22 protein-coding genes, 1 riboswitch and 1 other annotated feature are annotated in these 26,090 nt (G+C 35.1%); of the genes, 4 read left to right on the top strand and 18 right to left on the bottom strand.

Annotated elements, in window-relative coordinates; all coding sequences use genetic code 11:
• Window positions 1-8: 8 nt before the first annotated feature.
• From ABS911_RS04040 to ABS911_RS03990, 11 genes are all read right to left on the bottom strand, one after another.
• Window positions 9-836, bottom strand: coding sequence for a PTS system mannose/fructose/sorbose family transporter subunit IID (locus ABS911_RS04040; RefSeq protein WP_350466428.1), 828 nt, complete (start codon window positions 834-836; stop codon window positions 9-11).
• Entirely contained in the window at window positions 820-1,611 is a 792-nt protein-coding gene (locus ABS911_RS04035) for a PTS mannose/fructose/sorbose/N-acetylgalactosamine transporter subunit IIC (protein ID WP_341046455.1), read from the bottom strand. Before ABS911_RS04035 ends, ABS911_RS04040 begins: the two co-directional genes overlap by 17 nt.
• Before the next feature lie 18 nt (window positions 1,612-1,629).
• Entirely contained in the window at window positions 1,630-2,100 is a 471-nt protein-coding gene (locus ABS911_RS04030) for a PTS sugar transporter subunit IIB (RefSeq protein WP_350466427.1), read from the bottom strand.
• Window positions 2,101-2,114: 14 nt separating this feature from the next.
• Entirely contained in the window at window positions 2,115-2,534 is a 420-nt protein-coding gene (locus ABS911_RS04025; protein WP_350466426.1) for a PTS sugar transporter subunit IIA, read from the bottom strand.
• Window positions 2,535-2,606: 72 nt separating this feature from the next.
• On the bottom strand, window positions 2,607-5,381 hold the full coding sequence (locus ABS911_RS04020; RefSeq protein ID WP_350466425.1) for a sigma-54-dependent transcriptional regulator: 2,775 nt from the start codon (window positions 5,379-5,381) through the stop codon (window positions 2,607-2,609).
• A gap of 507 nt (window positions 5,382-5,888) precedes the next feature.
• Window positions 5,889-6,299: a DUF956 family protein gene (locus ABS911_RS04015; RefSeq protein ID WP_350466424.1), complete on the bottom strand. Its 411-nt coding sequence runs from the start codon at window positions 6,297-6,299 to the stop codon at window positions 5,889-5,891.
• 151 nt (window positions 6,300-6,450) lie between these two features.
• Window positions 6,451-7,362, bottom strand: a complete 912-nt coding sequence (locus ABS911_RS04010) for a PTS system mannose/fructose/sorbose family transporter subunit IID (RefSeq protein WP_350466423.1) — start codon at window positions 7,360-7,362, stop codon at window positions 6,451-6,453.
• Window positions 7,363-7,383: 21 nt separating this feature from the next.
• Window positions 7,384-8,184: a PTS mannose/fructose/sorbose transporter subunit IIC gene (locus ABS911_RS04005; protein WP_350466422.1), complete on the bottom strand. Its 801-nt coding sequence runs from the start codon at window positions 8,182-8,184 to the stop codon at window positions 7,384-7,386.
• A 41-nt stretch (window positions 8,185-8,225) separates the two neighbouring features.
• Window positions 8,226-9,212, bottom strand: a complete 987-nt coding sequence (locus ABS911_RS04000) for a mannose/fructose/sorbose PTS transporter subunit IIA (RefSeq protein WP_350466421.1) — start codon at window positions 9,210-9,212, stop codon at window positions 8,226-8,228.
• Between the two features lie 389 nt (window positions 9,213-9,601).
• Window positions 9,602-10,900 carry an McrC family protein gene (locus ABS911_RS03995; RefSeq protein ID WP_350466420.1) on the bottom strand — a complete coding sequence of 433 codons (1,299 nt, stop codon included), beginning with the start codon at window positions 10,898-10,900 and terminating at the stop codon, window positions 9,602-9,604.
• Between the two features lie 10 nt (window positions 10,901-10,910).
• The gene (locus tag ABS911_RS03990) at window positions 10,911-12,701 is read right to left on the bottom strand and encodes an McrB family protein (RefSeq protein ID WP_350466419.1); all 1,791 of its coding nucleotides are present in this window, start codon (window positions 12,699-12,701) and stop codon (window positions 10,911-10,913) included.
• 546 nt (window positions 12,702-13,247) lie between these two features.
• On the opposite strand from ABS911_RS03990, the gene ABS911_RS03985 reads away from it, so the two are divergent.
• Both ABS911_RS03985 and ABS911_RS03980 read left to right on the top strand, forming a co-directional pair.
• Window positions 13,248-14,216, top strand: coding sequence for a bile acid:sodium symporter family protein (locus ABS911_RS03985; RefSeq protein ID WP_350466418.1), 969 nt, complete (start codon window positions 13,248-13,250; stop codon window positions 14,214-14,216).
• 32 nt (window positions 14,217-14,248) lie between these two features.
• On the top strand, window positions 14,249-15,331 hold the full coding sequence (locus ABS911_RS03980; RefSeq protein WP_350466417.1) for an iron-containing alcohol dehydrogenase family protein: 1,083 nt from the start codon (window positions 14,249-14,251) through the stop codon (window positions 15,329-15,331).
• A gap of 72 nt (window positions 15,332-15,403) precedes the next feature.
• On the opposite strand, the gene ABS911_RS03975 is transcribed toward ABS911_RS03980, so the two are convergent.
• The 7 genes from ABS911_RS03975 to ABS911_RS03945 form a co-directional block, all read right to left on the bottom strand.
• Entirely contained in the window at window positions 15,404-16,234 is an 831-nt protein-coding gene (locus tag ABS911_RS03975; protein WP_350466416.1) for an energy-coupling factor transporter transmembrane component T family protein, read from the bottom strand.
• The gene (locus ABS911_RS03970; protein ID WP_350466415.1) at window positions 16,225-17,940 is read right to left on the bottom strand and encodes an ABC transporter ATP-binding protein; all 1,716 of its coding nucleotides are present in this window, start codon (window positions 17,938-17,940) and stop codon (window positions 16,225-16,227) included. The genes ABS911_RS03975 and ABS911_RS03970 overlap by 10 nt, the downstream gene beginning before the upstream one ends.
• Window positions 17,941-17,971: 31 nt before the next feature.
• Window positions 17,972-18,526, bottom strand: coding sequence for an ECF-type riboflavin transporter substrate-binding protein (locus ABS911_RS03965; protein WP_350466414.1), 555 nt, complete (start codon window positions 18,524-18,526; stop codon window positions 17,972-17,974).
• Between the two features lie 35 nt (window positions 18,527-18,561).
• A complete protein-coding gene (locus ABS911_RS03960; RefSeq protein ID WP_350466413.1) occupies window positions 18,562-19,398 on the bottom strand; it encodes an SAM hydrolase/SAM-dependent halogenase family protein in 837 nt (278 codons plus the stop codon).
• Between the two features lie 51 nt (window positions 19,399-19,449).
• Window positions 19,450-21,096, bottom strand: a complete 1,647-nt coding sequence (locus ABS911_RS03955; protein WP_350466412.1) for a peptide ABC transporter substrate-binding protein — start codon at window positions 21,094-21,096, stop codon at window positions 19,450-19,452.
• Window positions 21,097-21,159: 63 nt separating this feature from the next.
• Window positions 21,160-21,426: a binding site (T-box leader), on the bottom strand.
• Window positions 21,427-21,535: 109 nt separating this feature from the next.
• Complete coding sequence (locus ABS911_RS03950) at window positions 21,536-21,874, bottom strand: efflux permease Rv1217c-related protein (RefSeq protein ID WP_350466411.1); 339 nt, start codon at window positions 21,872-21,874, stop codon at window positions 21,536-21,538.
• 62 nt (window positions 21,875-21,936) lie between these two features.
• The gene (locus ABS911_RS03945) at window positions 21,937-23,121 is read right to left on the bottom strand and encodes a CapA family protein (protein ID WP_350466410.1); all 1,185 of its coding nucleotides are present in this window, start codon (window positions 23,119-23,121) and stop codon (window positions 21,937-21,939) included.
• 259 nt (window positions 23,122-23,380) lie between these two features.
• Between ABS911_RS03945 and ABS911_RS03940 the strand changes: the two genes are divergently transcribed.
• Window positions 23,381-23,785, top strand: coding sequence for a zinc ribbon domain-containing protein (locus ABS911_RS03940; protein ID WP_350466409.1), 405 nt, complete (start codon window positions 23,381-23,383; stop codon window positions 23,783-23,785).
• 238 nt (window positions 23,786-24,023) lie between these two features.
• Window positions 24,024-25,676: a peptide ABC transporter substrate-binding protein gene (locus tag ABS911_RS03935; protein WP_350466408.1), complete on the top strand. Its 1,653-nt coding sequence runs from the start codon at window positions 24,024-24,026 to the stop codon at window positions 25,674-25,676.
• A gap of 216 nt (window positions 25,677-25,892) precedes the next feature.
• Window positions 25,893-26,058: riboswitch (M-box (ykoK) riboswitch) on the top strand.
• The last annotated feature ends 32 nt before the right edge of the window (window positions 26,059-26,090 follow it).

The raw sequence follows: 26,090 nt of genomic DNA, 5'->3' as shown, positions 1-26,090 counted from the left end.
ATTCCCCCTTAAAAAATGCCAATCCACGATCCTAAGATACCTACAACGGCCATTCCACCTAAAATCATTAGTGGTTTAACATCCTTTTTCAATAAATAAAAGACGATTCCAAAAGCTCCTAAAGGCAATAATCCTGGCATAATATTATCAAAAATACTTTGTACAGTTACTGCACCATCTCCAGTACCGATTGAAAGCGGAATAGTGATGTCAATTAGTGTTGCTGTCATAGCACCAACCACCATTAATCCAATAATTGAAGCCCCTAAAGTTAAACTATCCATCATTCCATTGCTTTGGATTTTCTTTAAGAACCCCGTCCCCAATTTATAACCCCAATTAGTAAATAAATACCGTAAAATAAGGTGAGGAACATTAAAAATCAATAGAAATAAAATAGGTCCTAAAATGTTTCCTTGTAAAGCCAATGATGTTCCAATACCAGTCGCAATTAAACGTAAGGTGCCCCAGAAAAATGAATCGCCAATACCCGCTAAAGGACCCATTAAAGATGTTTTAATACTATCGATTGTTTTTACATCAAACTTTTCATCTAATGTATTTTCTTCTTCCATCGCTGCATTGATTCCAAGAATCAAGGTAACAATATGCGGTGTTGTGTTAAAGAATTCTAGGTGACGCTTTAAAGCACCAGACATTTCATCTTTAGTCTTATATAATTTTTTTAAAATTGGGATCATCGCATAAGCATACGCCATATTCATTTGACGTTCATAGTTCCAAGAGAATTCCATTTGGAAAGAGCGCCAGAATACTTTATTTAAATCTTTTTTTGTTATTAAATTCTCTTCTTTTGACTTAGAAGTCTTCGTCATCGTCAATAACCTCCCCATTTGTTGTCTGAACCCCGTCAGTTGGTCCTTTTCTAAAGTTCATAATATTTACAACGATGACCGCTATGATTGCACCTAAAACAGCAATCCCAGTAACCGGAATATCTAAGTATGCTGCAACAATAAACCCTAAGAAAAAGTACGGTGCTACCGTTTTATTAATTAATAGACGAGCTAACATAGCAAACCCTAGTGCAGGGATAATACCAGTAGCAACAGATAACCCATGTTGGACAAATTCAGGAATCATATCCAATAATCCTTTGATTGTGTTGCTCCCTACTGAAAAAGAAATTGCAACCACTAAAGCAAGCATTAAAGATAAACCAAATCCTGCAGTTAGATGCATCCGTTCAACGCCTTTATAATTCCCTTCACTTGCGTAACTATCTGCTTTGTTGTTCATGATTGGAATCAATAATCCTAAATAAATATTTTTAAAAATCAACGTCAATGTAGCAATTGGAAGCCCAAGTAATAGAGCTGTTTCGGTACCAGCACCAGCCGTAATAGCAAAAGCAGTTCCCAAAATACCACCTGTTACAACATCTGGAGGAATTGAAGCACCCACTGAAAATGAACCGATGAATGCTAACTCTAAAGTAGCTCCCATGATAATCCCAGTATTAATATCACCTAATACAATTCCAGTAAACAAACCCGTCACAATCGGACGAGATAATAATGACGTTCCTAAAGCATATTCAGATTGGGCAATAAAAGCCACAATTCCCAGAAGGACAGCTTGCATGATCATCTATTTTCTTCCTTTCTTTTAAAAAGCATTTAATGCAGCAACTTTTTTATCAGCTGGTACTTGACGAATTTCCACTTCAATTCCTTTATCGACTAATTCTTTTATCAACTCCTCTTCTTCAGGTGTAACATTGATTGCTTTAGAAATATTTCTTGTACCTTCGCGTACCTTTATACCGCCTAAATTGATCTGTTGGATTTCTGGATAAGCCTCTGCTAGGGTCTTAGCATCTTTTACAGATTCCACAACAATAAACAGCTTATATTTATCTGTTACACCGCTTTGTAAAGCCTTAATAGAGTCTTCGATACTTTTGATAACCAACTTTACACCTTGCGGTTTAGCCAATTTAATCGTTGTTTTACGGATATCATTTTGTGGAACATCATCATTAGCAATTAAAATACAATCTGCCCCTATGTTTTGTGTCCATGAAAAAGCTACTTGTCCATGTAATAAGCGATGGTCTACACGTAATAATTTAAGCATGTTATTTTCCTCCCTTAAAATTCTTCTTCTTCAGTTTCATTTTGAATCGTTTCATTACAAAATTGAATTGTTGGTGTTGAATTACCTAGTGCCTTTTTAATCATTTCCGGAATCGAATCAACGAATTCCAATTGAGTCATTAATTCGATCAGTAACGGTAAATTCATTCCTGCAACTAAATAAAAATTTGGAGTATGTATATAGTTTAAAAATTCATTGTTTATACTACCGCCAAAAATATCTGTTACAACAATCAATTCGTTTTCTTTATTTACGTCCATAAGTACTTTTATTTCTTCGCTCAAATTATAATCAGCTGTCATATAAGTATCAATAGTTGTGATTTTATCGTTTTTACCACAAATTAATTCTAATGAACTTAAAATTCCTGATGCAAAATTTCCATGACTGGCTAAAATTAATTTTCTTTCCACTTTATTCACCTCTCTTATATCTATATATATGCAAAGAGCGTGCCAAATTTAGTGGCACGCTCTTTGCATATATTAAAATTCTTCTTCAGTTATTGATACATCAAGTTTTTGGAAAATAATATCATGGATATAAGCTAATTCAGAATCAGGTATCTTGACACTGTAGTTTTTCTCTATGACACTAAACGCTTCTTTAATTTTTTTTAGCTGTTCTTTTTGACACTGGTTTGTAAACCTTTCCCAACTATAATTTTCAATTGTCTCATTACGGATTAGCCGTTCAATTAAACAACTAATATGAATGTATAAAGCAAGCTTACCCTCATTCGCAATCTGTTGTTCTGTTAGTTCTTCAAATATGCGCATAAACAATTCAACTTCTGACATGACTTTATCACTGTCAAGGATGGTAACCGAATCGATGACTTTTTTTAATGAAAAATTACGAATCATACGATTATTAAATTGTTCATTTTCTTCCGGAGTCATGACTTTTTTCAGCCAATCAGAAAGATTTTGCGTTCCTTTTCCAGAAATTAATTCTTCAAGAGAAAGATAGGGTATGTCATCGATTGCGGGATTAGCGGTTCCTATAATACCAACAACATCATATAATGAAAAGACCGTTTCTTTCTTTTTATGATTATGCAACGTTTCATAATCATAAGGAACAACTTTTAAGTGACTAGCTGCCGGCAAACTTTCTTCTAATAATTGACTGATTTGTTTTGCTGTTCCGATTCCCGTAAAGCAAGTCGTCAACAAAGCCTTAGTCTTATTTTCTTGCGGATAGATTAATTTCCAATCCTGTTTAAGATAACTCGCCGAACGGACTGCTACATCAGAAAGACTCAGTTCTTTTTGAATGTTTTCTCCAACAGCAAGTGCTAAAGGTGTTGTAACATTATTCATGATCATAATCGGAGCTGTTAATTGTTGTGGAAAATATTCATAAATCTCTTTTAATGAACCCATATCAACTAAAATAACTAAGCCATTACTAATGTCATTTTTCTCTGAATAGTCAACAATTTCTTCAGCAATTTTTTGCGGCGTAGTATCCAGTGGCATATCAAACGATTCAAAAATATTTTTCCCTAACATATTGTTGGCAACATTTGCAATACTACTGGCTGTAGCGTAACCATGAGCTACAATAATGGCTTTAGCAGATATAGATTCTCGGGATACTCCTAGTCGATTAAGATAGAGCGTAAGCAATATCTTGTCCATATCCGATACTTCAATATCTAATTTAGGTTGAATTAAAATGAGAATCCGCTCGATATATTGAAACTGTGTAGCATATGTCTGTGCTACTTTTTCTTTGAACTCTTTGATTAAACGAATTAATCCAGTACTTTCCGGCTGCCATCGGACACTACTGCGTTGGAAAAGATAGTAACTAATGGCATATACTGTGTTGCCATTAAAAGTAATTTGATAAGAAGCCTCCATCTGCTTTAACGTATCCCGTACATATTGGGTCATAAATAAAAGCAATTCTTGTTTTTGTTCCCTATCTGTTTCAAAAATCAAGAAATCAAATAGATTATCCACTTCTTGCTTCATACTTTCTTCTGCTCCAGTTAAATCTGATCGATGAGTGCTGAATTCAACTAATAACTTTTCGTAAGTTTGAATGATTCTTTGTTGATCAGGATTTTTTTGAACAATTAAGTTTTCCACTGTCGTTGATTCGTCAACCCGCACACTTTCTTCAACCACTGCACTCGTATTAAGCACAGCATGAGATAGAAAATCTGGTGACAAATGATGGATGGCTATTTTTACTTCTGACTCTTCTCTTTGCAGCGAAAACGCATTTGCTACAGTTACTTTTATCACATTTTTTAGTTCACCAATATTGCCTTTATATATCCCATTTTTCAACAAATGCAATACTTGACCACTGACTAATAATGGATTTTTTATTTTTCGCTGCTCTTTAATTAAAAAATCATAAACCATTTCTAAACGTTCATTTTGTGTACGAGAAATTAAAGCAGGCAATTCAATTTGTACCGGAATCCGGCGAATAAACGTCGTTAAAAAGCTACTAGAAAGATCTTCTGTTGTGGCAAAGAATAAACGTGTTGTTACTTTGCGTGGATTATTCGATTCACCCATCCGATAAATAATTCCTTGATCTAAATAGGTAAATAATTTTTCTTGCCCTTCTGCGTTCAAACGATGGACTTCATCTAAAAATAATATTCCACCATCCGATTCTTCAAACGCTCCTTTACGATTTTCATCAGCTCCTGTATACGCACCTTTAACGTGCCCAAACAACTGGCTCGTCAATAACTCTGGGTTATTGGCATATTGTGCACAATTCAAGGTAACCAAAGGAACATCTTCTTCGATTAAATCATTAGCCAAGCAAAATTGATAAATAATCTTCACCATATAACTTTTCCCTGTTCCACTTTCACCTGTCAGTAAAACCGGCAAACCATTATCGGGATAATAGATAGCTGTTTTTAGCTGTTCAATACTACGGGATAAACTTGCACTGTTCCCAATCAATAACGAGAAAAAATCATTTTTTTTGTAAAATAAAGGTTTTTCTTTTTTTAATTCTTCTAAGCTATTGTAAATAGTTTTAGATAAAAAATAAAATTGGTTTTCAAAAGCTTCTTTGTGTAAAAAATAAACAGGCCGAGTATTAATTTTGACAATAATCTCTTGCTCATTTAGTTGACTTAAGTAATGACTAACAGTATTTCTTTTGATTCCAAATTCTTCAGCCATTCTTTTAGCTGTAAAAATATCGCTTACATTATCTGGATCAAAAAAAGCTGTTTGGTTTTCTAAATAATCAACTAATTTTTTCTTTAACATTATTTTCACCTCAATTTTATATTAGTCGAATAACCTAAGAAGTCAATCTTTCCTTGATAATTTAGCGTATTCATATATTAGGTAACATATTTAATAATTTGAAATATCTTTTTGTAAAAGAACCCTCTCAAGATTGATACATTAGTGTCTTGAAAGGATTATCTTAGTATATAATTATTTATTAAATGATTATAATTTCTTAATTCTCCTTATTTTTCTGTCAGTATATGTACCGTACCCATTCTTCCAGTACATCTGTATCTTCTGAAAGTTTAAAATAAAATTTTTGTAAGTTTCATTTACTTAATTCTTCCAAATTTAAAATAAACCTATTTTAAATTTCAATTGATAATTCCATTTCATTCATTCTATTATTTTCATGAGTTATTTTATTGTAATTTGTTTACCTTAAATAACAATGACTTAGACCAATAATTTTGTGATAAAAAAAAGTCTAGAATTGTAGATTTCTAGACTTACATCTCATTCTTTAATTAACTTAGCTCATCATTTCTTTTTCTTTTGCTTTTTATTTTGCTTTTTATTTTTATTTTTCCCAATCGATTTAAGTGCACGTTTCATAACATCAAAAAAGCTTAAGGAATGGACCATATGACTTGGTTCTACATATACTTGGATAGCTCGAAGAACTTTCTTAGGATCCTTAGATGAAAAGGTAAAGGTACCAGATCTTTTTGTTTCGATTGCATAACGTGGTATCCATTTCCCTTTAAACATTACTGAAGCAATGACATTCTCTACTTCTTCCCATGGAATTTGAACAAATTTACGTTTATCGCGAGAATTAAAGAACTCAAACCCTTTATCACCTATCATAATTTTCCCATAATCCGTTAATCCTGTAAAAGCAGTGGCATCTATTACTAAATCTACTTTTGTATTGATTGATTCAACCATTCTATCTGCTCCATTTCATTTATCATCTTTTCACCATTATACGTTGTTTTAAGTGCTTAGAGCAATAAAAAAAGTGACTGAGATGATCCCAGCCACTTTTTATTGCGAATTAGTAGTGATTCAGAGATTTTAAACGACTTTTTAGTTGATCTTATAAAAGTCCGATTAAATGTCCACCGATTCCGACTACGAATAAGCCAAGAATAATAACGATTGGACTAACTTTTTTCTTAAGCAACCACATACAGAACATTGTTAAAGCCAATGCAGCTAATCCTGGAATCAATTGATCCAAGTTGTTTTGTAAAGTTGTTACTTTTGTAGGTGAAAGTGCCAATCCTGAGTTGACTTGTTCAAAGGCTTGACGAATTCCTTCGCCACCCATTGGAAGTTCATCCCATTTAATGTATGCTCCTTCATCTAGTTGAACTCTGGAAACAACTGGTTGGAAACTGATCGATACCCACCGCTGTACTAAAGCAGCTAATACGAACATACCTAGAATTGATGCACCTTTAGTAATGTCTTGTAACAATCCACCTGAAAGGTCTTCTGTGATTTTAGAACCGGCTTTATAACCGAATTCTTGTGTATACCACATGAATCCCCAACGAATTAGGTTCCAAGCTACGAAGAAAATGATTGGTCCAAGGATACTTCCACCCATAGCTAATGATGCTCCAAGAGCACCTAACATCGGACGTACAGTAAACCAGAACACAGGGTCACCAACACCGGCCAAAGGACCCATCATACCAACTTTAACCCCTTGAATAGCTACATCATCAACTGGAGCTCCATTTGCACGCTCTTCTTCAAGAGCTAAAGTAACTCCAAGAATTGGTGAAGCAATGTATGGGTGAGTATTAAAGAATTCTAAATGACGTTTTAACGCTAATGCGCGATCCTCTTTAGTAGTGTATAATTTTTTAATTGCTGGAATCATTGAGTAAGCCCAACCACCATTTTGCATACGTTCGTAGTTCCAAGAACCTTGGATAAACGTAGAGCGCCATGCTACGGCTAAGCGATCTTTTTTAGATAAAGTAATTTTTTCTGCCATGTCTCTTCTCCTCCTTCAGGATTAATAATCGTTTAAGATATCGCCAAGCGGGTCACCAGAGTTGCTTCCGCCACCATTTGAAGAACCACCCATTTTAGATAGGTTCAAGTAAATTAGAGCGATAGCTACACCTAATGCACCAAGAGCAATAAGAGTTAATTGAGAAATTGCTGCTACTACAAATCCGATAATGAAGAACGGCCATACTTCTTTTGTTGCCATCATGTTGATAACTAATGCATAACCAACCGCAACGACCATTCCACCACCGATTGCCATACCGTCAGTTAACCAAGCTGGCATAGATTCTAAGAATGATTGAACTGTTTGTGCTGGGATGAATAAAAGTGCTGCTGCTGGGATAGCAATACGAATCCCTTGCATAGCTACGGCAGCCATATGCAACATTTCGATTCTTCTGAAATTACCATCTTCAGCTGCGCTGTCCATTAAATGTACGATAGGTACAGCTAATGTACGAACAACCATTGTTAAGAAAAGTCCTGCTACTGCAAGTGGAACCGCAACTGCGATCGCTGCTGGAACTCCTGCAACGCCTTGTCCACCTAATACTAAAATAATTGCTGATGCAACTGATGCTAATGCAGCATCTGGTGCTACGGCTGCTCCAATGTTTGCCCAACCAAGAGCGATCATTTGAAGTGTTCCGCCAAGAATGATACAAGCTGTTAAATTACCTGTTACTAAACCGATTAATGTACATGCCACTAATGGTTGATGGAATTGGAATTCGTCTAAGATTCCTTCGATACCGGCTAGAAATGCAACAAGAATTACTAGAATAATTGATATTATAGACATAATAGGCCTCCTATTTAATTTAATATTATTTTATTAGTTCATTATGCGCGTGCTAATTCATTTTTTGCTTTTTTAAGAATCTCATTCATATTGCCACTTGAATCATTTGGAACTTTACGTACATCAAATTTAACGCCTTTTTCTTTCATTTCTTCAAAAGCTTCAACATCATCTTGTCCCATTGAAAGAACTTTACTTACAACAACTTTCCCAACTGAATGTGCCATAGAACCAACGTTAACTTCTTTAATATCTACGCCGCCGTCCATAACTCTAACAACATCTCTAGGGTTTTCAAATAATAATAATGCTTTTGTGCCTCCAAAACGAGGATCTTTAGCAATTTCAATCATTTTACTGATTGGAACAACGTTAGCTTTAACTCCTGGCGGTGCTGCTTGTTCAATTAATCTCTTACGAAGATCATCTTTAGCAACAGCGTCTGAAACGATAATAATACGGTTTGGTAACACAGATTTTGTCCACGCTGTAGCTACTTGACCATGTAGCAAACGAGAGTCTACACGTGTTAGACCTAATTTGATTTTGCCATCGCCAACTACTGTTCCTGGTGGGATCGAACCTTGTACTGGTTCAGCAGTTGCAACTGCAGTTGTTGATACAGGTTCCAACTCTTCAGGTCTGATTCTAACGCCCTCTTTTGCTGTTTCAATGATATGTGCTGCAATTTCTTGAGCTGAATTCATTGAAAGACGAGATGCGTAAGCTTCAATTACCATTGGTAAATTTAACCCAGAAACGATTGCCCACTTCTCTTTATGTTCTTCAAACAAAGTGTTTGCTTGATTAAATGGAGTACCACCCCATAAATCAACTAAGAACAATACTTCATCTTGATCGTCAAACGAAGCGATTGCAGTTTTCATTTTTGTTTTAACGTCTTCTGGCCCTTCGCTTGGCATTAAAGTAATAGCTTTAACATTTTCTTGTTCTCCAAAAATCATTGCGCCAGATTGCAAGATGCCTTCAGCAAATTCGCCATGGCTTGCTAGTATAATTCCTACCATATTTCTACCTCCTAAATATTTTATTTCTATTTTCTGATGAGACGAAACTAACAGAATCACTTCTTCATCATGTTTTTTAGTTTTATCTCACTTAAAAACACAACTCTTAAAGCTACAACACCGCCACCTTTCAATATACTTTATCTAAACATGGTAGCGTTTAGATTTTCCAACAAGCTTATTGATTTGTCCATCACTTATTATATGCAATTATTGTGCCAACTTTAGTGTATCGTTTAAAACACCAATAAACCAGTACCTGAAAATGATACACAAACAAATAGTTGATACACTTTCCAGTGTATCAACTATTTGTTTTGCTCTCTATTCTTTTTTTATTTTAGTGTATTATTTACGTACAACGTATATTTATATTGAAACAGATATTTTTAGAGGAATTTAACTAACTTCATTAACTGCAAATCAATATCAGCAAAACAATCGATGAATCTTACTTCAATTTTGGTGACAGGTCCTATTATCTCCTTATTAAAACTATTATAGACACTCTCATGAAACGAATCTGTTAAAGGGAAAAGTAGTATAACTTTATCAACGTATTCCTTGCTTTTTTGTGTGTATCGATTGCTATAGGCAAACATTTGATACATATCTCCTTGAGAAGGTCCGAAACGATCCAAAATTTTCCACTTTGTATCTACAATAATTAATGATTCATCTTCTTTTGATCGCAAAACAATATCTGGCTTCAATAGATAACGTTTTCGGGATTTTTCTACTTGAAGATTCCTAAATTCATCAAACAAGTGATGTTTGTGTTCTTGTGTTGTGACAGTATAGTTTTTTAATACACGCTTTAAACTAGTTGCAATATATGATTCATAAATCAGTTCCATTGGAAATAGTAGCGAAAATGCAACATTACTTCCTTTGAATGAGGTGAAACTTTTATTTTCTAAAAATAATTTACACCAAGCAATTACTTGTTTGTAATAACTAAACTGTCTATTGATATCCACTTTTGAAAAAGAACTATCTAGATTTTTTGTATACTGAACTTTCTCAAAGTATAGCAATTGTTCCCGAATCATTTTTTGATTAGAAAAATCACTAGATAACTGATACACTTTTTGCAAAGTAGTTTTGACTAGTTGATTCTCTGGTGAATTAACTAAAAATTCATCATGTTGAATGAAAAACTTAGTCTTATTAATTCCATTTTTTTGTATATGTTGATTCAGTAATAACTTTCCCTTCAAAAAATTTTCATTTGATTGTCTCTCTACGTAAGAAGCTTTTAACCCTTTCTTAATAACAAAATCTACTTCTTTAAGGAACATTTTAATAAAAATTTCTGCCATATGTTGTTTTTGACTATTTAAATTTGCAAAATCAAATTTTTTCCCATCATTAATACGTAAGGATTTCAACATTTTAAAGAACATTTTTCGAACGTCACTATGAGATACGTCTTTCATCGTGATAATTTTAGGCAAGATTTCAATTGTTAATCCTGTTTTCAGTTGAATGACCCCAACGTAATTGTTTGCTCTTACACCATTTCGAATTGGACTTAAAAATCGTTCAATTCCATTATTACTTTCACTATCTTCATCGATAAGTTGTTTTAAAGTGTAAATATCTTCTTTTGTAATCTCAACTCTGCCATACTGCTTTCCAACTGTAATTTTCTCGAATTCTGAAACTGAGATTTCTCTAGCACCCATAACTAACCTCCTAGTTTGTTACCGTAACATTCTTTAGAAATTCTTCAAATTTTTCGATACTAACAGTGTTATGAATGCTGTATTGTGCTTCCTCTTCTAGATTCCAATCGAATATCTCTTCAAATTTATTCGAAAAAAGCATGGTATGTTTTGATGAAGGGTTTTTAAAAATATAAATTTCATTTGTGTCGTTCAAAATAGCTTGAATTTTTTGATAGTCATCATAAAAATATTCTTGTAATAACGGAATAATTTTATTTTCAAATACGCGTTGAATTTGTTCTAATTCCAATATTCCTTCTGCTTTCTCTCCTAAGAAAAAGGCATGGCCAATGGTATGTTCACGATCGTAAAGGTATTCGATTCTTTTATTTATCACTGCAAGAATCTCATCTAATGCATAATTTGAAATATCATAAAGCAGCGAAGGATCAGGTAGCATTTCTTTAAACTCAAAGCGACGTCGCAACGCTGTATCCATCATCGCGATTGAGCGGTCCGCAGTATTCATTGTTCCTAATATATAAACATTCGACGGCACTCCAAACAATTCACCTGAATAAGGTAAAGTAACTTGAATTTCTTCAGTAGCACCTATTCTTTTGCTTGGCTCTATTAAAGTAATTAGTTCACCAAAAATCTTGCTGATATTGCCTCGATTGATCTCATCAATCACAAAAAGATAATTATTTTCTGTATCATTTTCTGCACGGCGGCAAAATTTTACAAAAGCACCTGGAGTTGCTTCATAATACACATCTCCTTTTTCATTAACAAAGGCCTTGATTCCTTCAATAAAGTCCTCATACCCATAAGATTGATGAAATGTAATAATTTCTTTATAACTCTTCTGAACCTCAATAGGCTCTTCACTTTGAATTTCTAGTAATTCTTGAAAAATTTCTTTTCCACGTTCCGATAATTGATAATTATTTTTACGTCCATTTTTTATAACATCAAATGCTTCTGCATGTTTTTTATTATCTTGACCAGCCAATGTATTCCAAATGTTCGGAGGATCAGACTCTCCACGGCCGTTTGTTGCTTGGGAAATTTTCCATTCCTTTGACTGGAAAATTTCATTTATTGACATTGGATGTTTTCTTTTTCCAAGTATGATAATTAATGATTGATAGACCGCTAAATTATCATAACTACTATCTCTTGGTTGATTCTGACTGTCAATAATTTCATTTTCATAATACTTTACTGCATAAGTTTTACCTGTTCCTGGTGGACCATATAAAATAGTATTAAGTGAATGGTTTTTCGAATGGACTTCTTCTGGTTCAGTTTCTGGATTTGATTCAATATCTTCTTCTGCTGCTTCCTTGTATTCAATAACAATTTGGTCTTCCTCATTACCAAATTTATTTAACATTCCTTGTGCAAACATTACTGCATCAATTCCCGAGAAACTACAATAAAAAACGGATTGGCCACCTACTTCTAATTTTTTCACTTGCATTCGGCGACTAGATTTCTTTATCTTTCTTGCTTCCTCAACCTCTTCTTCTGTTCGATAAAAGCCTACAAGATTATTTACATTTGTTTTTTTCATTTTTTTGTCAATTAATCTTCCTTCTGGATAGACAGCTGTTTCATCAATTAGGATATCTTTTCTCTCAGGGACCTTGTAGTATTCCCCAACAACTTCAATAATTTTTTTCCAAATCAGCCTTCCACCCTTAACTGCCGTTACTGCTGAAAAATCATTTACCTGGTATTTGATAAATTTTTTATTTTTTAAATCTTTATAAGTAACACTAAGTGGTTTATTTTTTTTTAGAATTAGCTCCATTTTAACATTCCCATCAAAATATATTATTGTACTGATCATTAACTAGAGCTTACCATATAGAAGGTAAACTTTGAGATTATTTATGGAGTTATTAGTCTCAAAAAGTGAAGAAACACCGTTTTTTCACTTTAAGTATTTACGTTGTTTGCTATATCAAATGGGAAAATAGTATTTAACTGCAGTTCCAACATTTGCTTATATATGCCTTCGAAAAAATTGCAATATGATTAAAACAAGATGTTGACTTTTTAATTTAGCAATGTTATTCTATTTTCACTAACCCACGAGAGGATGTCACTCCATGACACAATCATTCAATCAAACAGCAATTATTATTAGGACCAGGATTTAGACACTGTAATTTTTTACAGTCGTTTAAGTCCTGTTCAAGCTTGTTTGGCTGAATGGGACTAGGCCACCCATTCATTAATTGAATGGGTGGCCTTTTTATTTTCTTGAAAGGATGTGTTGCCATAGAAAATGAAATTTTATATAAAAAGGTCAATAGACAAAACTAACTTTTACTACATAATGGGAGGGATATAGATGAAATACTTTAACAAATTTAACCTATTTTACAATAAATATTTAGCATTTATCGTTGTGGGAGTTGCTGCAGCTGCCCTTTTCTTACCGAATTCTTTTTTATGGGCCAGCAGCCATACTACTTTATTCCTGCAGATCGTCATGTTCACCATGGGGATAACTATGAAACCAGCTGATTTCACAGCCGTATTCAAAAAACCTTGGCAAGTTTTTTTAGTGACATTGGCTCAATATACTTTAATGCCTCTCTCCGCTTTCTTATTGGCAAAACTATTCAACTTACCAAATGAAATTGCTCTGGGCTTGATTTTAGTTGGCTGTGTGCCAGGAGGAACTTCTTCTAATGTCCTGACTTACTTGGCAAACGGAGACGTAGCGTTATCTGTTTCTGCTACTTCTGTTTCTACCTTTTTGTCGCCAGTTCTTACACCTTTACTTTTGTCGTTCTATGGTGGTACTTATATAGACATCAGTTTTTGGAGTATGTTTTTATCCATTATTCAAGTTGTTTTAGTCCCAATTCTTAGCGGACTCGTACTGAGTTATTTCTTTAATTCCTATCTTAAAAAATTGGAAGTCCTATTACCTTCCCTTTCTGCAACTGCTGTTTTATTAGTATTAGGCGGAACGGTTGCTCTCAATTCAGAAACATTATTGGGAACAGGATTAATTATATTTTTGATCGTTTGGCTACACAATCTGTCTGGCTATGCAGCTGGATATACCGTTTGTAAACTATTAAAAATAGATCACTCTGCTACTAGAGCGATGGCAATTGAAATTGGTGTACAAAATACCGGTCTTGCTGGAAGTTTAGGATTAGCTCATTTCAGCCCAGAAACGGCCTTAGCTGGTGCAGCTGGAACCATTGTCCATACATTATTTGGGACAATTTATGCTAACTTCTGTCGCAATAAAGACAACTCTGCTGAAGAGGTCATCTCCCCCCCTGTTACAACAGAAGCTTAATTTTAATTTATAAAAGAAAGAAGGAATTTATTATGCGTTTAAGTCAAGTTGTTCGTCCAGGACCCGGTCAATTTTTATGTGAGTCTGGTGCTTTAAACTATTTAGATCAAAAATTAGCCTCTTTTACTAAACCCGTTATTATTACAGGTGAACTGTCTTATGATGCTTTTAAAAAGCACTACTCTGGTTCTTTGAATTTACCAGTATTTCGTTATGATGGATCAGCTTCTCATGAAGACATGGAACGTCTTTCTTCATTAATAAAGGGAACGGACTGCGTAGTAGCCATCGGTGGTGGACGTGCTTTAGATACTGCTAAAGGTACCGCTGAACTATTAAACGTAGAATATGTAACTATTCCAACGGTATTAGGAACTTGTTCGGCTTATACTCCCCTTTCAGCCGTGTATCATCCCGATCATACTTTCAAAGTAGTGGATTATTATGAAAAAGCAGCCTTACTTTGTTTGATGGATCTAGATTTATTAGTGGAATCGCCTAAGAAATATTTTATGGGCGGGATTGGAGATACATTGGCTAAATGGTATGAAGCAGAAGGCATTACTCGCCATGTTTTGGGCGACTTACCTGCTATGGTTCAAGTGGGTTTAAAAACTGCGAAAGTTACTCAAGAATTATTATTAAAAGACAGTACAGAAGCTTTAACAAATCTAGAAAATCATGAAGTAACAGGTGCCTTCAAAAGAGTTTCCGAGGCTGTTGTAGCTATCGCTGGTACTGTTGGAGGATTTGCGGGAGAATATGGACGTATGGCTGGTGCGCATGCTATCCATAACGGAATGTCCCTTATTCAAGAAACACATACTTTTGAGCATGGTGTAAAAGTTGCTTATGGTGTTTTAGTTCAACTATGGGCTTCTGGAGATGAAAAAGAGGTACTAAAATTACTACCATTTTATGAATCAAATCAATTTCCACATCGTTTTTCTGACTTTGATGTGAAGACTGATTTCTCAGAAAAAGCAAAAAAGGTTGCTGAATTTGCTGCCTCAGATAATGAGACATTCAACTTAGCCGTACCTGGTGTAACCAAAGAAACTATTCTGGAAGCAATGAAGGCTGTAGAGAGTCTTTCTGAATCTGTTTCAGCGTAATAAAAAAGACTGATATGCAGCTAAATTTCTGCATATTAGTCTTTTTTACGTACAATGTATTCAATCTTCTTCCTATTGAAAAGGATTGTAAAAACGGCTGCCGTTTTGATAAGTAACCAGTAAACTAACGCTAAATATGAGTAGCGCAACAAAAATAACCATGTAGTCTTTTTTTGTTGCTTTTTTCTCACTGTACCAACTTCTTTTTTTGTGTTTGCCAAAACCACGTAATTCCATCGCATTGCTGATAACTTCGATTCGATCTAAGCTCGATAAGATTAACGGAATAATAATTGCCGAAACATTTTTGATACGTTTTATCATTTTTTCATTTCGGGAAATATCGATGCCTCGAGCTTGTTGGGTCTGTGAGATACTGCGGTAATCGCGTTGAATATCTGGAATATACCTTAATGCGAGTGCTACCGAGTAGGCAATTTTATAATTGATTCCAATTTTATTGAGCGAAGCAGCAAACTCACTTGGATGCGTCGTTACTATAAACAGTAATGCTACCGGGATCACAACAAAGTATTTTAACGTCACATTCAACTGATAAAATAGTTGTTCTAAAGTGAGGTTGTATCTTCCCCAAATGTGAAAAAGTTCATGACTTGTTCCATAAATTCGAACACCTTCTTGAGGTGAAAATAAATAGATGGCAAGATTATTTAACAGTAAGAAGAATAAAATAAATAGCAATACAAAAGCAATTTCACGAAGTTTGATTTTAGAAATTGTAAATACCACAATGCTCAACATCAGCATACCAACTAGAATTCGTGTATCATAGGTCAACATCGCAGCTGTTGAAAATAAAAGAAAGACGATTAATTTTGTTGCACCTGATAAGGCATGAACAGGTGAACGACGCTCTATGTAAGCTAACATTTCTACTGCCATGTTTTGCGTACCTCCTTATCATAATGAATAAACTTGGAAACAAAATCTTGTGGGTCCGTGATAGACATTTTTTCAGCCAATTTGTATAAAGATGTTTTAGTTAAATTTGCTTGTGCAATCAATGACTCATTTGCCAAGACTTCAACTGCTGAAGCATCGGCAAGCAGTTTTCCCTCGCCAATGACAAGCGTTCTTGGTGTGTATTCCAACATAAGGTGCATATCATGAGTAATCATTAAAATTGTGACTCCATGTTGATTCAGTTCAGTTAAAAAACTCATGATTTCTGTATAATGACGGAAATCTTGTCCGGCAGTCGGTTCATCTAAAATTAATACCGCTGGTTCTAATACGAGAATCGATGCAATAGTCACTCGTTTTTTCTGACCAAAACTTAGTGCTGAAATTGGCCAATTACGAAAAGCATATAAGCCACAAATGGTTAATGTCTTTTCAACTCGTTGACGTACTTCATTTTCTTCCACATTACGTAACCGCAGTCCTAAAGCTATTTCATCAAAAATCAAATGTTTAGAAATCATTTGATTTGGGTTTTGCATAACTAAACCAATCGCTTCGGCACGCTTTGTAATCGATTCTTTGCTGATATCTTTGTCTTGATAAATAATTTTCCCTGTTTGATGTCGCTCAAATCCACAAATCAATTTTGATAATGTCGATTTACCGGCTCCGTTTTTCCCAACAATACTAACCATTTCACCTTTTTGTATTGTGAAAGAGATATCCATTAGAGTATGTTGCGCATTTGGATAATGAAAAGACAGATTTTCTATCCGTAAAATAGATTCAGTTTCTTTATTTTTAACTACTTGAATAGGTTGTTGGTACCATTGTCTCACCTTGTTTTTGTCTTGGTTTGTAAGTGTGATACGCTCAATATGTTCAGGTGACATCGCAGAGGTAATCGGAATATCGGCGTACTGCAAAGCTTTCAAATAAAGCGGTTCCCGCAGATGACTTTTTGCGAGTACATCTGTTGCTAAAAGTTCTGCTGGTGTAGCATTAGCTACAATTCGACCTTCACTCATTACTATAATGCGATCAACATCTCGGTACAATACATCTTCCAAGCGATGTTCAATAATAATTGTGGTTTTATTTGTTTGCTTTTGCAAATCATCAATCAAAGTAATCGCATATTTGCCGGTTGCAGGATCTAAATTTGCTAACGGTTCATCAAAGAGTAAAATATCAACATCATCAACGAGCACTCCCGCCATTGATACCCGCTGCTTTTGTCCTCCTGACAATTCGTGTGTAGATGCATTTAAAAGATTTTTTATTTTTACAAGACCAGCTACCTGAGTCACTCTTTTATGCATTTTTCCTTGCTCAACCCTATCATTTTCTAAAGCAAAAGCAATGTCTTCGCCTACAGTTAGCCCGATAAATTGTCCGTCCAAATCTTGTAAAACCGTTCCAACCATTTTTGATAATTGAAAAATATCTAGTGAATTTGTTTCTTTTCCATTAATTAGGCAAGCTCCACTACTTTCACCTCGATACGCAAAAGGAACTAGCCCATTGATACAATGGGCTAGTGTACTTTTGCCTGAACCAGACGGACCAACAATGACTACTTTTTCACCTGCATGAATTGTGAGATTAATATCAAGTAATGTTGGTTCCGTTTGACTGCGATATTTAAATGTATATGATTTGAATTCAATAGCCACCTGGTTCATAATTCGACTCCTTTTTACCCTTGAGATAGTACTATTCCTTTATTAAGCTATTGCTTTTACTCTGTGTTTTTGCATAAGCGATCAATAGAATCGTCCCAATAATTCCAACGGTTAAGATATTGGAAATACCGGCTACAATTCCTTGTGTAAAGACCTTGTTGGCCGGTTCTGCATAGATTAAAATATCTAAAACAGGAGCTAACACAAACCAGCCAATGGCTTGTGCAATAACTTGGCTGATGTTGAAACGAATAATATCTTTTTTGTTGAATTCTCCATCTTTCACTTGAATTTTTCTTGTCAATAAACCAATGGTAAATCCAACGAACAAGGATACGATTACCCAGCTCCACCATACTGATCCATATGAGATTGCATCTGTTAACGTATGGCCAATCAATCCAATTAACCCTCCTGCAAGAGGTCCAAACACAACTGCCATTAAAGCTAAGAATGCATAAGAGGTTTGGATACTTGTATTGGGAACCGGTGTTGGGATCGCTGCAAATCGCGAAAGAATTACAAAGACGGCTGACCCAATCCCAATAGCGACTATAGTTTTAATAGAAATTTCATTTTTCTTCATTTTCTACATCTCCGATTCTATCATTTTTTTGTTTGTTATTTTTTTATCTGTATTTTCCAATTATCGCCACTTTTAATATGGTGAGCACTAGCAAATGAGCCTTGATTGATTGCTACACCTAATTTATCTAAAGAATTAATAAATAAAATAGGATCACCTACACGGCTTTTCGCAAAAGATTGACCAATTTGAATCTTATTTTGATAAAAAATTGTATAAGTGTTCGAGATAGTAACTTCTATATTATCTCCATACTTCACACCATAGTCAAACAATAATTCACGCGAAATATTCGTCCAAAGATTGCCAAAACGTCCATCTAAAATATCAATATTCCCAACAATACCATCATGTACTACTTCAGCTTGAAGATGCGGCAATCTCACTAATTGATTTAAGTTACAAAGTGGGCCTACTTCATCAAATGAAATCACACCGGAAGCTAAACGTGCAGCTGTGTAGACATACACGTCTCTTCCATGAAAAGTATAAGATTCACCGGAATTTGGTAAACGATTGACTGTTTCATCAATTTGACGAAGTTCAACGATTCCAACACTTTCTTGTAGATGAGTTAAGGTTCCATTATTTGGAGTCACAATATAGTGGTTATCCGCGGTCCTAGCAACGACACTCAATCGCTCCGTTCCTACTCCTGGATCAACAACCGAAACAAAAACAGTTTCTTTTGGCCAATAATTAACCGTCTGATATAAACGGTAAGAAGCTTCCCAAATATTGTATTGTGGGATCTCATGCGTTAAATTATAAATTCCTAACGATGGATCTACACTAAAAGCAACTCCATACATGGCACTAACAGCACCATCTTCTAAACCAAAATCAGTTTGCAACACAATTTTTTTTGCCATTTTTCCCACTATTCCTCTCTTCGGCAATAGCCGCTTATATTTGTTTACTATTTACTCTGCAATCGTGGCGTTCCTAAATGTAAAGTCAGATCCTAACAGATGACTCTCTAGTCCTTGGACTGTAGGACGTTGCAAATAGTTCGTTGTACGTTGATACAAAGGTTGAAAAGCAGCTGTATCCATCAGAATTTTTTCTGCTTCCAAAAAATTAGCGTATCTTACTTTAGAATCATTAGCATACGTTGTTTTACTTTCATCTATTAAAGCTTGGTATTCATCATTTTGATAAGATCCATAATTATACGGGCTATCTGTTTCCAATAAAACAAAGAAACCTGTTGGATCTAAATCTCCGGCTATCCATCCAGCAATTGAAAAGTCATAATTGCCAGAAGTCCGCTCCGTTTTTGCAACGTTACTTGGTACACTCCTGATAATGACCGTTACCCCCGGGAGATGTTCTTGAACTTCACTTTGGATATAGGTACCAACTTTCTTAGAAGTTGCATCATCATTTGTCAACAATTCAAGTTCTAGTGTATCGCCTAGTTCATCTTTTGCCAAAGCCCATTCTGCTTTAGCCTTTTCAGAATCATAATCATTAAAAGAACCATTATCTGTACGGAAATCTTCATTGGTCTCAGGATTGGTTAGTAATTTGCGCGGTATCAACCCACCCAGAGGTTCTGATCCATCTTCAAGTACATTTTCAGTTAGTTCTTTTCTATCAATAGATAAAGCAATTGCTTTTCTCAAATGTTCATTGTTTAGTGGACTATTTTCTGAGGCATTGTAAGTTAAGTATTGTAATGCCAATTCTTGTTTACGGATCAGATTCTCATTGGTTTCGAATTGCTTGGCATAGTCTCCTGTTAATGTAACGATATCCACCTCACCTGTTTCGTAAAGATTCAATCCTGTAGAAACTTCTTTTACCACAGCTACATTCACTCTGTCTAATGCAACTTGATCTTTATCATAATAAGATTCGTTTTTTTCATATGCCCAGCTAGTAGCGCCATCTTTCCAATCAACTAGCGTAAACGGCCCATTATAAATGATAGAATCCGTATCTTGTCCGTAATTATCACCTTGCGATTCAACAAACTCCTCATTTTGTGGGAAGAACCAACCGATTGCTAATAGGCTCAAAAAATTAGGTCTTGGAACTTCTAACTCGACTTTTAATTCATAGTCTGACACTGCTGAAACGCCAAACTCACTCAGTTCTTTTTCTCCCTTAACAACCTCAGCACCGTTTTTGATATTTTCAAATAAGTAAGCATTCGGTGATAATGATTCTGGATTCACCATTTTCCCCCAAGCGTAAACAAAATCATTGGCAGTCACTGGTGTGCCATTGGACCATTTTGCATCTTCTCTTAGCTTAAACGTGTAAGTTAACCCATCTTCACTGATATCGGCCTCTTCTTCTGCCAAAGCTAGTTCAAGTTCATCTTCAGCATTGAAACGGTACAAGCCTTCAAATATTTGCTCGATAACAGTAAACGTATTGCGGTCGGTAGCTTGAGTGGTATCTAATGTCGTGATTTCTGCACTTACACCCACGCCTGTTTCTTGTGCAATTTTTGTGGTTTCTGAGATATCTGAGTCATTATTTCCTTCTGCTTGTGTGCCACATCCAATCAACAATCCTGTTGCCAATACAATACTTATCCCTAATTTCCATTTCTTCATTACTATTCCCCCTATTTCATTTATTCAACAAAAAAATGCCCGTCCAATCTTAGTCTTTCGACTAGAAAGGACGGACATTTAAATTCCGTGTTACCACCTTAGTTTATAAGAATATCACTATTCTCACCTTATTCAGTACACAAACCCACAAATGAAAGTTCGTAAACTGCTGCATCAGATAACGGGTGCTTACCGTAACAGTCTAAAGATTCTCTCACTCGACTGCTCAACTCAAAGGCCATTTTCCATCAGAACTATCATTACCCTTTTCCATCATCCGGGCTTTCTAAAAATTATTTTCTGACGTACTTTCCTTATCAAAGTCTTTTTTATCATTTAAAACTCATTGTTTTTTAATCTAAATGAATAATAACAGACTGATTACATACCTGTCAATAACTAAAATGAATTTTATCAATCTTTCAAATTATTTTATACTTCAGTAAATATCCCTTTTGTTGTAACTTAGAAACCCTATCACAGAAAGAACAATCCCTACTAGACTTAAACTACTCAATGGAAACCAAATAATTTCTTCATTTGGCAGTTGAGGGATGTGATGAAAAGCAGAAATATTGTTTACCCACTCTGGAAATTCGAGTAAACTGCCAAGATAAATAACCAAAATAGAAAAAGTTACATAGATCCAAATCAAACTTGTTCTCTTAGGAAAGGCTCCTACAAGTACTGTTGTTAAACCTAAAACTACCCAAATAGTTGGACCATAGATTGGCTTCGCCTGAAGCATAGGCAACCCTTTTACTTCTACTAAGCTCATTTTTACGCATCCTATTGAAACAATTTTTAACTAATGGTACTGACCGTACTTTTTTGTTCATTCTATTTTAGAAATTCAGCATCAATGACCGTTTCCGTTGTTTGTTGTAAAGACTCTTTAGAGAGTTGATTTTCTTGAGAGCTGTTAAGGGTATGCTGACTGGCAATTTTTCCGGTATAATCATCCAGTTTGTAAATTCTAAAATCCTTTCTTAAATCCGTATTTTCGCTCTTATTGCCTGTATAATGCATCACTGTCGCATCCCATTTCACATTTTCAAGAGTTTTCTCATCTTCAGTCACTACAAAATCAAAAGAGATCATGCCGCCTAACATATTATTTTCAGTTCCCGTAGACATCGCAGAGAGAAAATTACCTAATGAATAAACGACTAATGTCTGATTGCCGTTTTTCCCTTCTACCCAATCAACCGGTTGAATCACATGAGGATGAGTACCAATTACTGCATCGACTTCTAAATCCGCAAACAATTGGGCATATTTTTTTTGGAACTCATTCGGTTCAAGCATGTGTTCATCGCCCCAATGAGCAGAGACAATAACAAAATCGCTGATTTGCTTTGCTCGTTCAATATCTTGAGTAATTAGCGCTTCATCAAAGTAATTTAAACGATACGAAACATCAGGTTCAATTCCATTGGTTCCGTATGTATAGGCTAAAAAGGAAAATGTTACTCCATCACGCTCAATAACTGGTATCGTATCCCGTTCTTCTTGTGAATCAAACACTCCAGTAAAGACCATATTTTCTTGCTTATCCCATATTTCTAAAGTATTTATGACCCCTTGTTTGCCTTTATCCAACGAATGATTGGATGCTCCATTTACTAAATCAAACCCTAAAGTATTTAAATTGCCTGCCATATCGCTAGGTGTATTAAAGGCTGGATAACCTGAGAAACCAAAATCATCTCCGCCCATCAAAGTTTCCTGGTTAATAAAAGCTAAATCTGCAGCTTCAATATCTTCAGCTACATTTTCAAACATAGGTTTAAAATCAAACGTCCCGTCTTCTAATTGCGCTTCTTCAAATATCACATTATGGATCAGATTATCTCCTACTCCCATAAATGAGACTCTTTTTTCTTCACTAGCTTGATTTTTCACTTGTACAGAGGACTCGCTTGATGAAACCTGTTCTGAAGTATCTTCATTAGGCTTCTCAACAACTGACTTTGCACATCCACTTACTACTAATGCTGTTACTAACCATCCAATTTTCTTCATCGTATCCCCCTATTTGTGTTAAATAATCCAAACCTATTTCTTATGTAAATCGTAAGCGTTTTATGGATGAATGTAAAGCCTTATGAACACCTAGCTGATAGAAAAACAGACCATAATTCTCTTGCATGATTTCAATATCTTTGATAGTTTGGCTCCCTTTTATAAACTCAGACTAAAGACGGTCGCTGAATGCTATTTAACATGGTACACTATTTAATGTTGATCTTATGGAACAAAGAGAAAGAGGAGACACTATTAAATGAGAAAATTCAAAACTTACATTCAAAAATTTATGATTGGCAGATATGGCGTAGATAAACTTTCGACCTATTTGCTTTATGGTGGGTTGGCTGTTGTTGTCTTAGCTAACTTACTCAATTGGTCAATCATTGGCCTACTCGGTTGGGCAGCTATTATTATTGGTTACTATCGAACATTTTCTCGTAATCGAACAAAACGATATCAAGAAAATCAAAAATTTTTAGCATCTACTCGTCAATTTACTAGAAGTTGGAATCAAAAGCGGAATAAGTTTCTGCAACGAAAAGTTTACAAGTACTACGTTTGTCCAAACTGTCATAAAAAATTACGCGTACCGAGAAACAAAGGAAAAATCAACATCAAATGCCCACATTGCAAAGAGCAATTCATCAAAAAAACTTAATCAGTAACAAGCTCTATCTTAGAAATGAAGCCTTCTTTATAGCTTATCGATGATTTACGATAAACTATAAAGAAGGTTCTTTTTTCGCAAAAAAATTAAGCGACATCCTTTATTCGTACTATATTCTGTTTTTTATTCAGAATTGCGTGAATTTTCAGCTTAAAGCATACATTTTTTTGTATAAACGTGTTATCATATTAAAATAAGATTAATTAAATTAGATTAAGGAGTGTTTATAGTGAGAACATCATATAAATTAGCAGCTACAATGAGTACCGCATTTTTATTAACTGCGTGCGGTGGAAATGGAGATTCTTCAAATTCAACGAGCGGTGATTCTTCAGGCACTACCTCTGGGGAACAAGTCGTTCATTACACTGCCCCTACAGAGTTATCTACCATGGATACGGCTTTAATCACCGATATTAATAGTTCAAATTATTTAGGACATGTTATTGAAGGATTATTACGTATTGATGAAGAAGGAAATCCTGTACCTGCTATTGCAGCTGATGAAGGCGTAATCTCAGAAGACGGTCTTACGTATACGTATACTCTTCGTGACGATGCTGTTTGGTCTAACGGCGATCCTGTTACAGCAAATGATTTCGTATACGCTATGCAAAAATTAGTCGATCCTGATACTGGAGCTTCTTATAGTTATCTAGCAGAAACGATTGTCAATGCACCTGAAATCATGGCTGGTGAAACAGATGTCAGTGAACTTGGTGTTACAGCTAATGGCGATCATGAAATTACCTTTAACTTAACGCAACCAACACCTTACTTCGAATTCCTGTTAGCTTTTACAGCCTTCTTCCCTCAAAATGAAGCCTTTGTTGAAGAACAAGGAGATAATTACGGAACTTCTAGTGAAGCCTTGCTCGCTAATGGCCCATTTACATTAGAAAATTGGGATGGCACAGGACTAACTTGGGACTTAGTAAAAAATGACGACTATTATGCGGCTGATGAAGTGACATTAGACGCAGTGAATGTTCAAGTTGTAAAAGAAACAAGTACTGCTGTTAATTTATTTGAAGGTGGACAAACAGATAACGCTCAATTAACCGGAGAGATCGTTAAGCAATTCGCTGATGACGAAAATATTGTCGTTCAAAAGAAAGCTAGAACCTCTTACTTGGAATTTAACTGGGATAATGAATACTTGCAAAACGAAAAATTAAGAGAAGCTTTAGGTTTGGTCATCAATACAGATGATTTAGTGAATACTGTTTTAGCGGATGGTTCAACTGAAATCGGCGGATTTTTACCAGCTGATTTTGTAACTGATCCAGCTACTGGTGAAGATTTTACTGAAGAAGCAGGAACTTTCCTATCTTATGACACAGAGCGTGCTCAAGAGCTATGGGAAGAAGCTAAAGCTGAATTAGGTGTGGACAGTATCTCTCTATCTTTTGTTGGAGACGACGATGAAAAGAGCAAACAGATCAGTCAATACATCCAAGGTCAAATTCAAAACAATTTACCTGGTATCTCTGTTGAGTTACGTAATGTACCTAAAAAGAACCGTCTTGCTCTAGCAGATACTCGCGATTTTGATATCCTGCTTACTGGATGGGGTGCTGACTTCGCGGATGCCATCAATTTTATGGACCTGCTATACAGCGATTCTCCTTATAACGAAGGTGGATACGCAAATAGCGATTATGATGCTTTGATCGATCAAGCGAAAACAACAAATGCAAATGATGATGAAAAACGTTGGGAAGATCTCCAACAAGCTCATAAAATCATAACTGACGACTTCGCTTTCATTCCTTTATACCAAGAAGCAGAAACACAACTTCGTAACCCGGCTGTTGAAGGAATCATCTTCAATTCAGTTGGTGTAGAATTTGACTTAAGTCGCGCTAGCGTTAAAAATTAATCAGTTGAAAACGAAAAAGTCGAAGAATTTTCCGATTTGGAAATTTCTTCGACTTTTTTTATTACTATGTAAAACCTTGATTCTAATCCGATCATCAATTCTTTTTAAGTATCTTTGATACTAACAAATAAAATAATTCTCCTAAATATCTTTATCAAAATAATCGAGTAACTTGACTTATAAAAATCTTTGAGCTAGCATAGGCTATGAAATGAATAAGACTTCTGTTAGGTGAGGCTCCTATATGGACACACGCTGCTGCCCAAAAACGTCGAGAGACACCAATGGGTCAACAGGAATAATCGAATTAAGGTTATTTTTAATGTAGCTGATGGACAATCTACGCCATATAGTGCTAAAACTCAACGATGGAGAAAGACTAAAGTTTTTTTGATGTGTAAAAAAACTTTAGCT

Source organism: Carnobacterium sp., from assembly GCF_040274425.1.
The sequence above is the reverse complement of the archived record's forward strand: the minus strand, read 5'-3'. Positions and strand labels throughout refer to the sequence as shown.

Bases quoted from the DNA above. Each gene is read 5' to 3' on its own strand.
- ABS911_RS04030 (WP_350466427.1), bottom strand. From the start codon at position 2,100: ATGCTTAAATTATTACGTGTAGACCATCGCTTATTACATGGACAAGTA.
- ABS911_RS04040 (WP_350466428.1), bottom strand. From the start codon at position 836: ATGACGAAGACTTCTAAGTCAAAAGAAGAGAATTTAATAACAAAAAAA.
- ABS911_RS03985 (WP_350466418.1), top strand. From the start codon at position 13,248: ATGAAATACTTTAACAAATTTAACCTATTTTACAATAAATATTTAGCA.
- ABS911_RS04035 (WP_341046455.1), bottom strand. From the start codon at position 1,611: ATGATCATGCAAGCTGTCCTTCTGGGAATTGTGGCTTTTATTGCCCAA.
- ABS911_RS03990 (WP_350466419.1), bottom strand. From the start codon at position 12,701: ATGGAGCTAATTCTAAAAAAAAATAAACCACTTAGTGTTACTTATAAA.
- ABS911_RS03960 (WP_350466413.1), bottom strand. From the start codon at position 19,398: ATGGCAAAAAAAATTGTGTTGCAAACTGATTTTGGTTTAGAAGATGGT.
- ABS911_RS04000 (WP_350466421.1), bottom strand. From the start codon at position 9,212: ATGGTAGGAATTATACTAGCAAGCCATGGCGAATTTGCTGAAGGCATC.
- ABS911_RS03970 (WP_350466415.1), bottom strand. From the start codon at position 17,940: ATGAACCAGGTGGCTATTGAATTCAAATCATATACATTTAAATATCGC.
- ABS911_RS03955 (WP_350466412.1), bottom strand. From the start codon at position 21,096: ATGAAGAAATGGAAATTAGGGATAAGTATTGTATTGGCAACAGGATTG.
- ABS911_RS03965 (WP_350466414.1), bottom strand. From the start codon at position 18,526: ATGAAGAAAAATGAAATTTCTATTAAAACTATAGTCGCTATTGGGATT.
- ABS911_RS03995 (WP_350466420.1), bottom strand. From the start codon at position 10,900: ATGGGTGCTAGAGAAATCTCAGTTTCAGAATTCGAGAAAATTACAGTT.
- ABS911_RS03975 (WP_350466416.1), bottom strand. From the start codon at position 16,234: ATGGCAGTAGAAATGTTAGCTTACATAGAGCGTCGTTCACCTGTTCAT.
- ABS911_RS03940 (WP_350466409.1), top strand. From the start codon at position 23,381: ATGAGAAAATTCAAAACTTACATTCAAAAATTTATGATTGGCAGATAT.
- ABS911_RS03945 (WP_350466410.1), bottom strand. From the start codon at position 23,121: ATGAAGAAAATTGGATGGTTAGTAACAGCATTAGTAGTAAGTGGATGT.
- ABS911_RS04005 (WP_350466422.1), bottom strand. From the start codon at position 8,184: ATGTCTATAATATCAATTATTCTAGTAATTCTTGTTGCATTTCTAGCC.
- ABS911_RS04015 (WP_350466424.1), bottom strand. From the start codon at position 6,299: ATGGTTGAATCAATCAATACAAAAGTAGATTTAGTAATAGATGCCACT.
- ABS911_RS04010 (WP_350466423.1), bottom strand. From the start codon at position 7,362: ATGGCAGAAAAAATTACTTTATCTAAAAAAGATCGCTTAGCCGTAGCA.
- ABS911_RS04020 (WP_350466425.1), bottom strand. From the start codon at position 5,381: ATGTTAAAGAAAAAATTAGTTGATTATTTAGAAAACCAAACAGCTTTT.
- ABS911_RS03950 (WP_350466411.1), bottom strand. From the start codon at position 21,874: ATGAGCTTAGTAGAAGTAAAAGGGTTGCCTATGCTTCAGGCGAAGCCA.
- ABS911_RS03980 (WP_350466417.1), top strand. From the start codon at position 14,249: ATGCGTTTAAGTCAAGTTGTTCGTCCAGGACCCGGTCAATTTTTATGT.